The sequence below is a fragment of the Vibrio sp. 10N.286.48.F5 genome, from assembly GCF_041469785.1.
Taxonomy (GTDB): Bacteria; Pseudomonadota; Gammaproteobacteria; order Enterobacterales; family Vibrionaceae; genus Vibrio; species Vibrio crassostreae_C.
The window spans coordinates 91,144-105,625 of the sequence record NZ_JBFRLG010000031.1 but is presented as its reverse complement, the minus strand read 5'-3'; the positions used below and the strand labels follow the sequence as shown (position 1 = coordinate 105,625).

At 44.0% G+C, this 14,482-nt stretch carries 14 protein-coding genes; 6 read left to right on the top strand and 8 right to left on the bottom strand.

Annotated elements, in window-relative coordinates; genetic code table 11:
• Nucleotides 1–44 precede the first annotated feature (44 nt).
• Nucleotides 45–1,259, bottom strand: a complete 1,215-nt coding sequence (locus tag AB4185_RS17065; protein WP_017062194.1) for an ROK family protein — start codon at nt 1,257–1,259, stop codon at nt 45–47.
• Nucleotides 1,260–1,261: 2 nt separating this feature from the next.
• The gene (gene nagA, locus AB4185_RS17060; RefSeq protein WP_371724300.1) at nt 1,262–2,398 is read right to left on the bottom strand and encodes an N-acetylglucosamine-6-phosphate deacetylase; all 1,137 of its coding nucleotides are present in this window, start codon (nt 2,396–2,398) and stop codon (nt 1,262–1,264) included.
• Nucleotides 2,399–2,873: 475 nt separating this feature from the next.
• Between nagA and nagE the strand changes: the two genes are divergently transcribed.
• Both nagE and glnS read left to right on the top strand, forming a co-directional pair.
• On the top strand, nt 2,874–4,436 hold the full coding sequence (gene nagE, locus AB4185_RS17055; protein WP_065583827.1) for an N-acetylglucosamine-specific PTS transporter subunit IIBC: 1,563 nt from the start codon (nt 2,874–2,876) through the stop codon (nt 4,434–4,436).
• Nucleotides 4,437–4,735: 299 nt separating this feature from the next.
• On the top strand, nt 4,736–6,403 hold the full coding sequence (gene glnS, locus AB4185_RS17050; RefSeq protein WP_372135691.1) for a glutamine--tRNA ligase: 1,668 nt from the start codon (nt 4,736–4,738) through the stop codon (nt 6,401–6,403).
• A 132-nt stretch (nt 6,404–6,535) separates the two neighbouring features.
• Here glnS and AB4185_RS17045 read toward each other — a convergent pair whose 3' ends face one another.
• Together AB4185_RS17045 and fcrX are read right to left on the bottom strand one after the other, a co-directional pair.
• Nucleotides 6,536–7,153: a prepilin-type N-terminal cleavage/methylation domain-containing protein gene (locus AB4185_RS17045; protein WP_372135690.1), complete on the bottom strand. Its 618-nt coding sequence runs from the start codon at nt 7,151–7,153 to the stop codon at nt 6,536–6,538.
• Between the two features lie 57 nt (nt 7,154–7,210).
• The gene (gene fcrX / locus AB4185_RS17040) at nt 7,211–7,657 is read right to left on the bottom strand and encodes a ferric iron uptake transcriptional regulator FcrX (protein WP_017061956.1); all 447 of its coding nucleotides are present in this window, start codon (nt 7,655–7,657) and stop codon (nt 7,211–7,213) included.
• A 207-nt stretch (nt 7,658–7,864) separates the two neighbouring features.
• Here fcrX and AB4185_RS17035 point away from each other — a divergent pair, with 207 nt between their 5' ends.
• A complete protein-coding gene (locus AB4185_RS17035; RefSeq protein ID WP_017061955.1) occupies nt 7,865–8,371 on the top strand; it encodes a DUF4442 domain-containing protein in 507 nt (168 codons plus the stop codon).
• Nucleotides 8,372–8,467: 96 nt separating this feature from the next.
• Here AB4185_RS17035 and fldA read toward each other — a convergent pair whose 3' ends face one another.
• The 3 genes from fldA to AB4185_RS17020 all read right to left on the bottom strand — a co-directional run bounded on the left by fldA (nt 8,468) and on the right by AB4185_RS17020 (nt 10,148).
• A complete protein-coding gene (fldA, locus tag AB4185_RS17030; protein WP_010436745.1) occupies nt 8,468–9,001 on the bottom strand; it encodes a flavodoxin FldA in 534 nt (177 codons plus the stop codon).
• 58 nt (nt 9,002–9,059) lie between these two features.
• A complete protein-coding gene (locus AB4185_RS17025) occupies nt 9,060–9,278 on the bottom strand; it encodes a DUF2788 domain-containing protein (RefSeq protein ID WP_004737900.1) in 219 nt (72 codons plus the stop codon).
• 108 nt (nt 9,279–9,386) lie between these two features.
• Nucleotides 9,387–10,148, bottom strand: a complete 762-nt coding sequence (locus AB4185_RS17020) for an alpha/beta fold hydrolase (protein ID WP_372135708.1) — start codon at nt 10,146–10,148, stop codon at nt 9,387–9,389.
• Nucleotides 10,149–10,241: 93 nt separating this feature from the next.
• On the opposite strand from AB4185_RS17020, the gene seqA reads away from it, so the two are divergent.
• Nucleotides 10,242–10,781: a replication initiation negative regulator SeqA gene (seqA, locus tag AB4185_RS17015; protein WP_017061953.1), complete on the top strand. Its 540-nt coding sequence runs from the start codon at nt 10,242–10,244 to the stop codon at nt 10,779–10,781.
• Nucleotides 10,782–10,873: 92 nt separating this feature from the next.
• Entirely contained in the window at nt 10,874–12,520 is a 1,647-nt protein-coding gene (gene pgm / locus AB4185_RS17010) for a phosphoglucomutase (alpha-D-glucose-1,6-bisphosphate-dependent) (RefSeq protein ID WP_017061952.1), read from the top strand.
• Nucleotides 12,521–12,642: 122 nt separating this feature from the next.
• Here the strand turns inward: pgm and AB4185_RS17005 are convergent, their stop codons facing one another.
• Nucleotides 12,643–13,401 (bottom strand): DUF1853 family protein, encoded by a 759-nt coding sequence (locus AB4185_RS17005; protein WP_017061951.1) that lies wholly within the window; start codon nt 13,399–13,401, stop codon nt 12,643–12,645.
• Nucleotides 13,402–13,491: 90 nt separating this feature from the next.
• Here AB4185_RS17005 and AB4185_RS17000 point away from each other — a divergent pair, with 90 nt between their 5' ends.
• Entirely contained in the window at nt 13,492–14,250 is a 759-nt protein-coding gene (locus AB4185_RS17000; RefSeq protein ID WP_102428736.1) for a Nif3-like dinuclear metal center hexameric protein, read from the top strand.
• Nucleotides 14,251–14,482: the final 232 nt, after the last annotated feature.

Genomic DNA, 14,482 nt, shown 5'->3' with positions numbered 1-14,482 from the left:
GTGTTTATACAAACACGGCCCGCGGAAAATCAGAATTGTTTTCTCTAGTCTTCGAGAAGCTTCTGCAGTAACACGCCGTTAAGCATGGCGCGCTTAATCATAGCAAAAGCTCCCATCGTAGGATGTTTATCGATCTGTGATGCTACAATAGGCAGGCCGCTATGGAAAGTCGTTAACGACTGATTCTCTACATTGCGCTTAATTGCAGGAAAAACAATCTCTTGTGCCTTGGTAATATCACCAGCAATGATAACTTTTTGAGGGTTAAATAAGTTAATCGTCATCGCGATAGCCTTACCTAACTGGTTTCCTACTCGAACTAAGCTTTGCTTGGCTAGCTCATCACCATTAATCGCGTGGTCACAAACGTCTTGAATCGTAATATGCTCAAGCTCTGTTAAAGAAGACTCATAGCCTTGTTTAATCAGCTTCTGCACGCGTTCAACGATAGCTGGGTTTGCCGCTACTGTTTCAAGACAGCCGAAGTTACCACATTGGCATTGCTCGCCTAGCGGATCAATTTGGATATGACCAATTTCACCCACATTACGGTTATGACCTAGGAAAACCTGACCATTAACGATAATACCTGCACCTGTACCACGGTGAACACTGACCAAAATAGAATCTTGGCTATCTTTACTTGCACCGAAGTAGTGCTCAGCAAGCGCCATTCCACGAACATCGTTACCAACAAAACAAGCAACATGGAATGTATCGCGAATAATGTCGCTTAATGCGAGGTTATCGATGTCGGTATTCGGCATGTACTCAACAACACCGGTCGTTGGGTTAACCAAGCCTGGAAGCGTGACACCAATAGCAATCAGTTGATCGATCTTTGGTTGATGCTCAGCAATGAAAGCTTTGAGGTTATTGACCAAGCCTTGGGTAAGGTCTGATTGGTCTGAATAATTCAGGTCTTGCTGTTGGAAAGCCAATTCACGACCACCAAGGTCATGCAGGCTTATTTGAATGTAGTCTCGACCCAAACGCACAGCAACAGAATGAAAAGGCTCTACTTCTGTGGTTAGGGAGATAGCGCGTCTACCGCCAGTAGACGCTTGCTGCGCAACCTCTTTAATTAGGCCGCGCTCTAAAAGTTGGCGGGTAATTTTTGTAACACTTGCCGGTGCGAGTTGGCTTACATCAGCCACTTGTATACGACTGATAGGTCCCTGTTGGTCTATAAGTCGGTATACCGCCGCACTGTTTAGTTGTTTAACTAAGTCTACGTTACCTATTTGTCCGCCATTCATACTTAATTGTGCTCGTATTGTCCGTTAACAACAGTCGCTTTAACGTTAAAGTCTCGGTCAAATACAGCTAGGTTTGCAACCATGCCTTTTTTGATTCGACCTAGCTTGCTTTCTACACCGATAGCCGTAGCTGGGTATAGCGTAGCCATGCGAAGAGCTTCGTCTAAAGCGATACCAGCGTGCTCAACTGTATTCTGAACTGCTTCAATCATAGTCAGAGCTGAGCCGCCCAGTGTGCCGTTTTCATCAACACACTTACCATCACGGTAATATACTTTCTTACCGACAAAAATAAAGTATTCCATGTCAGCACCTGCAGGAGCTGTGGCATCCGTCACTAATACCAACTTTTCTCCCTTGATTTTATGCGCAATTCTGATGTTTGCGTAATCAACGTGGAAGCCGTCGGCAATAATGCCAGCGTAAACCTCAGGAGTATCGTAAATCGCGCCAACAACGCCAGGCTCACGACCAACCATCGGCGTCATTGCATTGAACAGGTGAGTGGCGAACGTGATACCAGATTCGAAACCTTGACGCGCTTCTGCGTAAGTTGCGTTGGTGTGGCCGATAGAAACGACAACGCCAGCTTTGTGCAGGCGTTCGATGTGTTCAGGGTCGTTATGCTCTGGAGCCAATGTTACTTTTGCAACAAGGTCACGGTTCTCACAGATAAGCTCAATCATTTCGTTGTCAGATTTACGAATGTGATCGACGCTATGGATGCCTTTTTTCGCAACGTTTAGGTAAGGGCCTTCAAGGTGCAGACCTAAAGATTGGTTTTGGTACTGGTTATGGTATTCACGAGCTGCCGTAATAACCGCACGCATATCTTCGTCTGAAGAGGTGATAAGCGTTGGTAGGAAGCTAGTACAGCCAGATTTCAGGTTTGCTTTGTGCATGATCTGCATGGTTTCTGCAGTGATCTCATCGTTAAGCATTACACCGCCACAACCATTCAGTTGTAGGTCAATGAAACCTGGGCTTAGGTTTGCTCCGTCTAGGTCGCGAAGCTCGATTCCTTCTGGCAATTCAGAGATAGGACAGACTTTTTTGATCAGTTCGTTTTCGATTACAACAGCATGATCGGTTAGAACATCACTACCAGTGTAAATTTTACAGTTACTTAGCGCGTACATAGTCAGCTAATCCTTATTTCGTGAGATCTTTTAAATTCGTTCGTTACCTAAATGCGGACTTAGTTTGCGAGCATCATTTACGTAACGATTTATCTTTTATGGGCAAACGGCTTCAAAATGAGAAGCGATTTAAGTTGTTGAAAAACATATGAACAATTGATTTTTATTATACATTTAGGTCCATCAACAATGATTATTCACGGTGCTCTATAAGCCCGGAGTTACCATCTTTTTGCCTAATGATTAGATTTGGATTTTATCCATAAATGTTCATTTTTTTGAATGATAAAATAAGTTTTATGATCTCGCTAGCAAAAACCTCTGGATTTGGTAAAAACTGGTGATTAGGATCACAAATGGTAAGGTTTTAATTTGCGGAGCAAAATTAATTGAATACACTGAATAGGACTAAATTGAGCGACTAAAATAAGTTTCTCAAACGAATTCTAAAAAATCCTATAGGGGGAAACAACTGGTGAATATTCTAGGATATGCGCAGAAGCTTGGTAAGGCGTTAATGCTACCAATCGCAACGCTTCCGATTGCGGCATTGCTGCTACGTCTGGGTCAACCAGACTTACTCGATATCGCATTCATGGCATCTGCTGGTAACGCAATCTTCAGTCAACTACCATTATTGTTTGGTTTGGGTATAGCTATTGGTCTTTCTAAAGACGGTAACGGCGCAGCAGGTCTTGCTGGTGCAGTTGCTTACTTTGTTCTGACAGCAACCGCAACAAACATCGATGCTAGTGTAAATATGTCATTCTTCGGCGGTATCTTTGCAGGTATCATCGCAGGTCACTCTTACAATGCATTCCACGCGACTCGTCTTCCAGAGTGGCTAGCATTCTTCTCTGGCAAACGTCTAGTTCCTATTATGGCTGGTCTATTTGCTCTAGTTGCTGGCGCAATCTTTGGTGTTGTATGGCCTGCTGTTCAATCTGGTCTAGATGCACTTGCTCACGCAGTTTCAACGTCTGGCGCTATCGGTCAATTTGTTTACGGTACTCTTAACCGTGCACTTATCCCAGTAGGTCTACACCATGTACTGAACTCGTACTTCTGGTTCGGTATGGGCTCTTGTCAAGAAATCATCGTTGCTGGTCAAGGCGCATTCGCTGGTATCACTCAACTTTGTGTTGACCCTGCACTGGCTAAAACACTAGTTGTTGGTCAAGAGCACACGTTCACATTCGCTAACTCTGTTACTCCAGAAATCACAACTGTTGTGAAAGAAGTGACTGAAACAGTTAAATCTGGCGACCTACACCGTTTCTTCGGTGGTGATAAAGGTGCTGGCGTATTCATGAACGGTTTCTTCCCTGTAATGATGTTTGGTCTACCAGGTGCTGCACTTGCAATGTACCTAGCTGCTCCTGCTGAAAAACGTAGTCAAGTTGGTGGCGCACTGTTCTCTGTTGCATTCTGTTCATTCCTAACAGGTATCACAGAGCCGCTAGAATTCATGTTCGTATTCCTAGCTCCTGCTCTATACGCAATGCACGCTGTATTTACTGGTCTGTCTCTAGTTGTTGCTAACATGTTTGGTACTCTGCACGGTTTCGGTTTCTCTGCTGGTCTTATCGACTTCGTATTGAACTGGGGTCTAGCAACTAAACCATTCGTACTACTACTAATCGGTCTTGGCTTCGGTGCTCTATACTTCTTCACTTTCTCTTTCGCAATCCGCGCTTTCAACTTGAAATCGCCAGGTCGTGAAGATGATGACGAAGCTGTTGCAGCTCCTGCTGGCGACGCACCAAAGGGCGACCTTGCACGTCAATACCTGAAAGCTCTAGGTGGTCACGACAACCTAACTTCAATCGACGCTTGTATCACTCGTCTACGTCTAACTCTTAAAGACCGCTCTGTTGCAGATGAAGTTGTTCTTAAGAAACTTGGTGCTAAAGGTGTGGTTAAACTAGGTGAAAACAACCTACAGGTTATCCTAGGCCCACTAGCTGAAATCGTAGCTGGCGAAATGAAAGCTATTGGTGCAGGCGAAGACCTATCTGATGTAAAACTTCCACAGTAAGGGAAGTACTTAGTTAAGACGTAAAGTTACTCTTAAGTAAGTGTCAAATTGAAAGCCTCCCACATGGGAGGCTTTTTTGTGCCTGCAGTTTAAGACCAGCGAACACGGTTCGTTCTATTCTTCATCGAATAGCAGAAATAATCGCAATTAACGGACGGTTCTTATTGTGCAAAGGCTAAGAATTGTGGATGATTAGCAACAATGATCTTTCTATCTTTGACTGGCGCTATAAGCGACCGTTTTCTTGGGGACGAAAGATAACTTTCTCTGACAATACTAAATACATAGAGGTGCTATAGATGAGTGAAGCTGAGGCTCGTCCATCGAATTTCATTCGCCAAATTATTGATAAAGATTTAGCGGATGGTACACACAGTAGCGTGCATACTCGTTTCCCGCCGGAGCCAAATGGCTACCTGCACATTGGTCACGCTAAATCTATTTGCTTGAACTTTGGTATTGCTCAGGACTACCAGGGACAATGTAATCTTCGTTTCGATGATACAAACCCTGAAAAAGAAGACGTTGAATACGTTGAGTCAATTAAGAATGATGTAAGCTGGTTAGGCTTCGAATGGTCTGGTGATATTTGTTACTCATCAAACTACTTCGATACGCTTTACGCTTATGCTGTGGAATTAATTAATAAAGGCTTAGCGTATGTTGACGAGCTAAGTCCTGATCAAATCCGTGAGTACCGTGGCACGCTAAAAGAGCCTGGTAAAGCGAGCCCATACCGTGACCGCAGCCCTGAAGAGAACCTAGCGTTGTTTGAAAAAATGCGTGACGGTGGCTTTGAAGAAGGTAAAGCGTGTCTACGTGCTAAGATCGACATGAGCTCTTCGTTCATGGTTATGCGCGATCCTGTTATCTACCGTGTTCGTTTTGCTCACCACCATCAAACGGCTGACAAGTGGTGCATTTACCCAATGTACGACTTTACTCACTGTATCTCTGATGCGCTGGAAGGTATTACGCACTCTATCTGTACGCTTGAATTCCAAGATAACCGTCGTTTGTACGATTGGGTTCTAGATAACATCACGATTGACTGCCAACCTCGTCAGTACGAGTTTAGCCGCCTGAATCTTGAATATACAGTGATGTCTAAGCGTAAGCTGAACCAACTTGTGGTTGAAAACCTAGTTCAAGGTTGGGATGACCCACGCATGCCTACTATTTCTGGCCTACGTCGTCGTGGTTTTACTTCAAGCTCGATTCGTGAATTCTGTAAGCGTATTGGTGTAACTAAGCAAGAGAACATGATTGAGTTCGGTTCACTTGAATCTTGCATCCGTGATGATCTGAACGAAAATGCACCTCGTGCAATGGCTGTTCTGGATCCAGTTAAGATCGTTATCGAAAACTACGAAGCAGATACAGTAGAAACGCTAACGGTTGCAAACCACCCGAACAAGCCAGAAATGGGTACTCGTGAAGTTCCATTTACACGCGAAGTTTGGATCGAACGTGACGACTTCCGTGAAGAAGCAAACAAAAAGTACAAGCGTTTGGTTCTAGGTAAAGAAGTTCGCCTGCGTGGTGCTTACGTGATCAAAGCTGAACGTATCGAAAAAGATGCAGAAGGCAACATTACGACTATCTTCTGTTCTTACGACAATGAAACATTGGGTAAGAACCCTGCAGATGGCCGCAAAGTGAAAGGCGTTATCCACTGGGTATCTGCTGATAAAGCACTGCCTGCTGAGATTCGTTTGTACGATCGTCTATTCACAGTGCCAAACCCAGCCGCTGCTTATGACTTCGCTGCAACGCTAAACCCTGAATCTCTTGTTACGCTAAATGGTTTTGTTGAACCTAGCTTAGCAGAAGGTGTGGCAGAGCAAGCGTACCAGTTTGAACGTACAGGTTACTTCTGTGTGGATTCGAAAGACTCTAAAGCAGATGCACTAGTCTTCAACCGCACGGTTGGTCTACGTGACACATGGGGTAAAACTGAAGCTTAATGCTTGAGTATTTAGTTTGTTAAAAACGACCCAATAAAAAACCGGCTTAGAGCCGGTTTTTTTGTGTCTTAAATTTGATTACCAAGGTGTTTCTAGTGACCAACTAGCGTTTTAAGCACTAGAGCCAGAGTTTTAGGGATTATTAGGGTCTTGTTGGGTTACTTCACCCGTGCGTGAGTTGTACCAGAAAACATAACCTGCATTACCAGGATCGCTGTCGAAATCGACTCCAGTGTAGATGAAGTAGCAAAGCGCGAGTTTGTTTTGAGGAGTACCGTCTTTGGCAACAAAACTATGGTTTTGACGGCGGGTAATAAAATCAAAATTGTTGGACTGGTTCGGGTCTGTAGTAGCGGTCAGGTCGGTTGTCATAATGGCATTCCATATTGACACACACCCTTGGTCACCTTGACCTATGTTGTAAGGCTGCCCCATAGGGTTGCCTTTATCGACGCCGAGTGGGTAGCCGACGTCATTTATGTCCAATTGAGCATTGCCGTCTCCGTCTTCCCCAAAACCTGGCATGTCATTCATTTCAGCGTTGCCGCCGCCGCTGACCAGCCATTTACTGTGAGCAAACGTGATCACAGTTTGAAATTGAGATTGAGCAGCGTCAAACAGAGCGATACGGCCATCGGTTTGAATGTTAAGAAAACGGGGAAGGGCAACAATAGCAAGCACTGCAATAATCACTACAACAACCAACATCTCAATTAAAGTAAAAGCCTTAACTAGCGGGATTCTTTTCATGGATACTTTATGATGCCCTATATAAAAAACGCCGGCCTAAGCCAGCGTTCTGTATTACTACTTCGCTTTATGCGCGTCTGGATTGCCTTTGCAATCTCCGTTAATGCTTTTGCCGTACAAGTACAAACTGTGGTTTGTTAGTTGCACGTTGTAACGCTGAGCAATCTCTTTCTGTCTTTCTTCGATGATGTCATCAGAGAATTCGATCACTTCGCCACAATCTAAACATACAAGGTGGTCGTGGTGGTGCTGTGTAGAAAGTTCAAATACAGACTTGCCGCCTTCGAAGTGGTGACGAGTTACAATGCCAGCGTCATCGAATTGGTTAAGTACTCGATAAACGGTTGCAAGACCGATTTCTTCACCTAGGTCGATCAGCTTCTTATATAAATCTTCAGCACTAATATGTTGGCAGTCTGGCTGTTGTAATACTTCTAAAATTTTGAGCCGTGGAAGGGTCACTTTAAGACCTGCATCTTTTAGCGCTTGATTATTGTCTGACATATACTTTCCTGTTGATGATCTGCAGCAATTAACAGAATTCAATATTAATACCATTATAGTTTAGTCAGGCATAACAATAAACCACGAACTTCAAAGGGTTACTTACTGACATCACAATCTGTTTTGTAAATTGGAAGTATCTCACTTATAGTGGAGGTACGACCAGTCAAGGTGACGGTGTTTCTGATATGAACATGGAATGTTGTTATGAATAAGCAACTCGCAAAAATATATAAACCCAACATTGTAAAATTTGCTCTTAATATTTGGCCTCCCTTTTGGGGAGCGGGTATTCGAATAGCCCACATTAGCACTGACTTTAGGGTTGTTAAGACAGTACTTAAGCTACGCTGGTGGAATAAGAACGCCAATCGTACTCAATATGGCGGCAGTATCTTTTCTCTTACCGATCCCGTTTACTCATTGATGTTAATGGGAATTTTAGGTGAACGATATTATGTTTGGGATAAAGAAGCGAGCATTAACTTCATCAAGCCGGGGCAATCGGACTTGTATGCAGATTTTGAGATAAGGCAAGGGCAGCTTGACGATATCTATCGTCAGACGCAACTCGGTGAAAAGTGCTTCCCCGAATTTATTATTCACGTGAAAGATAAGCAGGGTAATGTGGTTTCAGAAATTCAACGCACCCTCTATGTAAGAAAGAAGCCGCAATTTAGAGATGATGATGAAGCATTAGAGGCTGAGTGCTAATTAATAGATTTTAAATAGCAAAAAACCTCCTATAAGGAGGTTTTTTCATATCTACATAATGGTTATTAACTGTAACAATTAACAACCACTAGAGAATTAGTCTTCTAGCTCTGCTAGGCACATCTCTTCGTGGATTTGTTTAACCCAGTTAGATACGCGCTCATCAGTTAGCTCAGGTTGACGGTCTTCATCGATACATAGACCAACGAATTGGCTGTCATCGCCTTCAACTAAACCTTTCGATGCTTCGAATTCGTAGCCTTCAGTTGATGTGTGACCTAGGATAGTACCGCCTTTCGCTTCAACGATGTCACGGATAGTACCCATAGCATCACAGAAGTATTCTGCGTAATCTTCTTGGTCGCCACAACCAAAGATAGCAACAAGCTTAGTTGAGAAATCAATAGCTTCTAGCTCTGGGAAAAAGTCATCCCAATCACATTGTGCTTCGCCGTAGTACCACGTAGGGATACCAAGCAGCAGTAGATCGAAGTTATCGATATCTTCTTTGCTGCTTTTTGCAATGTCTTGAACGTGAACGAGCTGTTTGCTCAATTGCTTTTGAATCATCTTAGCAACAGCTTCAGTGTTACCTGTATCGCTACCAAAGAAGAGACCTACACTTGCCATAGAATCATTACCTTTCATTTTGTCTGTTGTCGGTGTAATAAAGTTCGGAAGAGAATCGTTAGATCCCAGTTCCTTCCCAGCTTAGTTGGATTATCCCTTTGGCGATAAAACCCGCACAGCCAAGGAAAAGTACTAACCATACGATGCGACGACCAAATGGAGGAACATTTCCCTGCTTGAGAACGTCCTTAATTGCCATACCGATTAAAAAGAAAATCGCGGCAAACAGGAGATCTAAACCAACAGATTCAATGATGTTCATGTAGTCGTAAAGCATGGGAACCTTATATACCAATTTTGCTTGGGCGCACTATATCACTGTTGCGAGATAAAGTTAATCTGCAGTGATTACTCAGCTCTCATTTATCTGCATGAAAAAGCGCGCTTAAGCGATGAATTTTCGTATTGCTCTGAGTACTTCAGCTGGCTTTTCTGCGTGTAGCCAGTGACCCGTATTGGCAATGACGTGCGCCTTTGCGTTAGAAAATTGCTGCTGAACTGCAGTTTGGTGCTCAGCCGTGAGGTAGTCAGAATCCCCACCTTTTATTAGCAAGGTTTTGACCGAGGTTTTGTCGATCGGTTCCCAGCCAATGATGTGAGCGTAGTTTGCAAGTAGTGACGCGACGTTAAAGCGCCACTCCATAATGCCTTGTTCTGACTTGAACAGTGATTTCGTTAAGAACTGGCGAACCCCGTCGATTTCAATATGTTTTGCGAGTACTTTAAGTGCTTCAGAGCGAGATTCTGGTTTTTCTTCGATCACGGCTTGAAGGCCTGCGAATACGTTATCATGGCGACTTTGGGTGTAAGCGACCGGTGCCATGTCCAGTACGATCAGTTTACGTAGCTCTAGGTGTTGGGTGAGTGCCATGGCAACCTTGCCACCCATCGAGTGACCAATGACAGTGACGTCGTCTAACTCGAGATCTTTCAACAGTTGAGAGACATCTTGCGCCATCGCTTGGTAGTTATGAGTGTCACTATGGAAGGATTGACCGTGGTTGCGGAGATCGATACTAAGTACCTGATGATCGGCTTTTAGATCCCTAGCGAGCAAGCCAAGGTTGTCCAGATTACCGAATAATCCATGGATCAAAACAATGGTGTGACCCTCACCTTCAATTTTATAGTTGAGCTGTACTGACATTTTTATCTTATTCATGGTGGGTTTGACGTAGAGTATCCGCGCGGATCTCGCTATAATCCCCCAGAGTTTAAACATTGAGATTGTGAAAAGCGAATGAAAACAATTGAGGTTGATGAGGACCTATACCGTTTTATTGCGGGTCAGACAGAACGTATTGGCGAAAGCGCTTCAGATATTCTGCGCCGCTTGTTACAGGTTGATAGCCAAGGCATGGCTCCGATCGAAGAGATCGTTGAGCCAAAAGGTATCGTTGTTAGCAAAGAGGTAGGCTTTACTCCAGAGAAGTTCGATGGCGTTAAAGAAATGCGCTCACTACTAATATCAGATGAGTTTGCATCACTAAAGAAAGCCATTGATCGTTTCATGCTTGTGTTATCAACACTGCATAAAATCGACCCTTTAAGCTTTTCAGAAGCAACTCAAGTAAAAGGCCGTAAGCGCGTTTACTTTGCAGATAACGAAGCGACGTTGCTAGCAAACGGCAACACGACTAAGCCTAAAGCTATTCCACAAAGTCCTTTTTGGGTTATTACTAATAACAATACAAGCCGAAAAAGACAGATGGTTGAGCAGCTTATGAGCCGCATGAATTTCCAAGCAGAATTGATAGAAAAAGTAACAGGTTCAATTTAACGAAATCTGATTTAAACCTCATAATATCCATGGATAAGAAGATATTATGAGGTTTTTTTGTTTTAAAATTTTATATATAAGGATGTCGAAAAATGGCTATGCACCCTCGTGCTGGGCAGAAAGCTCAGCAGGAAGATCTTCATAATATCCCGGCTTTAGTTGCTAACTATTTCTTACAGCAACCGGATGCTACGAACCCAGATCATAAAGTACTTTTCGGTACTTCAGGTCACCGCGGTACAGCAGACAAATCAACATTTAACGAAAACCACATTCTAGCAATTGCACAAGCGGTTGCTGAAGTTCGTGCCGAGCAAGGTACAACTGGCCCTCTTTTCTTAGGTAAAGATACTCACGCTCTATCTGAGCCTGCGTTCTCTACGGTTATCGAAGTGCTTGTAGCGAACGGTGTTGAAGTTATTATTCAAGAAAACAACGGCTTTACTCCAACACCTGGTATCTCGCACGCGATTCTTACGCACAACCTAGTGAATGACAAAAAAGCCGACGGCATTGTTATCACGCCTTCACATAACCCACCTCAAGACGGCGGTATTAAATACAACCCGACACACGGTGGCCCAGCTGAAGCTGAACTGACTCAAGCGATTGAAGACCGTGCGAACGTGATCATTGCTGAGCAAATGCAAGGTGTTAAGCGTACGCCTATCGCACAGGCTAAACAGTCTGAGCTAGTAAAAGAAGTTGACCTAGTCGCGCCATACGTCGCTGATTTGGTTAACGTCGTGGATATGGAAGCGATCCAGAAAGCAAACATCAAGATTGGTGTTGATCCACTGGGTGGCAGCGGTATTGATTACTGGCGTCAAATTGGTAAAGCGTACAATCTAGATCTTACTCTGGTAAGTGAAGCGGTTGACCCTTCATTCCAATTCATGTCTCTAGATAAAGATGGCGTAGTTCGTATGGACTGTTCTTCTCCATACGCAATGGCAGGCTTACTGGCGCTTAAAGACGAGTACGCTCTAGCATTTGGTAACGACCCAGATTACGATCGCCACGGTATCGTGACACCTAAAGGTTTGATGAATCCAAACCACTTCTTAGCGGTTTGTATTGATTACCTATACCGTAACCGTGAAGGTTGGGGTAAAGACGTTGCTGTTGGTAAGACACTAGTATCAAGTGCATTAATCGATCGCGTAGTTTCTGACTTAGGTCGCGAACTTTGTGAAGTGCCAGTTGGTTTCAAATGGTTCGTTGATGGCTTATACAACGGCCAGTTTGGTTTTGGTGGCGAAGAGAGCGCAGGTGCTTCTTTCCTACGTAAAGACGGTACGCCTTGGTCAACAGATAAAGACGGCCTGATTCTTTGCTTGCTTGCGGCTGAGATCACAGCAGTGACAGGTAAGAACCCACAAGAATACTACGAAGAACTTGCCGCTAAACACGGTGAATCTAAGTACAACCGTATTCAAGCGGTAGCAAATGGTGCACAGAAAGACGTGCTGAAGAAACTATCTCCAGAGATGGTTTCTGCTGAGACGTTGGCTGGTGATGCAATTACTGCACGCTTAACACACGCTCCAGGTAACGGTGCTGCGATTGGTGGCTTGAAAGTGACAACTGAGAACGGCTGGTTTGCTGCGCGTCCATCAGGCACTGAAGACATCTACAAGATCTACTGTGAAAGCTTTAAGGGTGAAGAGCACCTGAAAGCAATCGAAGCAGAAGCTCAAGAGATTGTTAACCAAGTATTTGCAGCCGCTGGCCTATAATCGAATCTCGATTACTAGAGTTGCTAAGTAAATAGAAGAAGGGTTGATGTGAAAGCATCAACCCTTTTTGTTTGTGTTAGTTACGTATAAGCGGGAAAAGGTAACTGAGTTAGCTCAGACGACTAACCGTGTGGCCAACTTTGTGGCATCACAAACCAGAATTGCCCCGACTTTGTTTGCCCATGGACGAAGCGATCACCGAACTCGGTGATCGGCTGACTGCTGAAATCATCCGTCCCTGCTGCCCATTGCTCTTTGGTGAGTGGATACAGTGGTTCACTGATTAAATGAGCCTGATCTTGATAGCACCAAAAGCCGTTTACTTGGCTTGGGTTAATGTCATAGCCCAAGCATTTTGTCGGTATGTTTTGCTCTAAGAAAGGGTTGGTATATAGACGACCTTGCATCAGTAAGTGTTTTGAGTCGACATCGATTTCTGGATATTGCTCAACAAAGGCGGCAGAAGAGGACATTTCGAGTTGGTGGCTGAGCATCCTGTCGAGTTTCTTATCCAATTGGTCGTGAGAGTTGGGTCCAAACCATGTTTGTTCGTGGAGCAGATAAAACTTAATCGCCACTTCCCAATGTTCCAGCTTTTGGCTGCTCTCTTCTTTAAGAATAAAGTCGATTGCACCGAGAGTTCTGCCTTCCACATTGATCTGAATCTCGTCGTGCTTTATCGAGTAATTCGGTGAGGCAGCGATCACTTGCTCGCATAGATATTGGTAGAGGAAACCTAATCTAGGATTACCCTCATAAGTATGTGATGAGTCGATGGCATGGTTGCTAGAGAATGCACTGAGATCCGAAACCGGTGGCTTGATTTCTAGTAATGGCGGTGAGTCGATGACCCATTGGTAAAAACGTTGCAGTGCTGTCATCTCTTCCTCATAAACTCATCGTGGGGCTTTCGACATTCTACCCGTAAATTGATATAACGACGTTATTATAAAGGTAAGCTGGAAAGAAAAATGATTAACTTACAATTAGAAAAGCTACTTAACGAAAAACTGCAGCCACAGCAGATTAAAGATTACTGTCCTAATGGTCTTCAAGTTGAAGGCGCGACAGAAGTGAAGCGAATCGTTACTGGTGTAACAGCTTCTCAAGCCTTGATTGATAAAGCGGTAGAACTGAACGCAGACGCTTTGTTGGTTCATCACGGTTTCTTTTGGAAAGGTGAGTCAGAGGCAATTCGTGGCATGAAGGGCAAACGCATTCGCACTCTGATAAAGAATGACATTAACCTTTTGGGTTATCACTTACCTCTCGATATCCACCCTGAACTTGGTAACAACGCCAAACTCGCTGAACTGCTTGATATTGAAGTAGAAGGTGGCTTGGAAGGGCACCCACAATCGGTTGCTATGTTTGGTAGATTAAAAACACCAATGACAGGTACTGAATTCGCAGAAAAAATCGATCAAGCTCTAAATCGTAAACCACTGCATATCGCTCCAGAAAACCAAGACAAAATGATAACGACCGTCGGTTGGTGTACTGGTGGTGGTCAAGACTACATTGAGCTAGCGGCTTCTCAAGGCATTGATGCTTTTATTTCTGGTGAAATTTCTGAGCGCACTACTTACTCAGCACGCGAGCAAGACATTCATTATTTTGCTGCTGGCCACCACGCGACTGAGCGATACGGTGTAAAAGCGTTAGGTGAATGGTTAGCGGAAGAACATGGCTTGGATGTTGAGTTTATTGATATCGATAACCCAGTTTAAGAGCAGATGCGAGATAAGGGGTACGAGTCGAGTGTATGCGTCGTTCTCTAGAATTGAGCAGGTAACCTGTATAGTTTATCTGCTCGCTTAAGGAGATCCCCAACTCATTCGTCCCTCGTTCTTGGGGATGACGATATTATTTTATTCGTTCACTTCGCATTCTTGAGGATGACGGGGTTGAGAGCGTACAAAAGAAAAGGGGTTGATGTTCTCACATCAACCCCTTTTAACA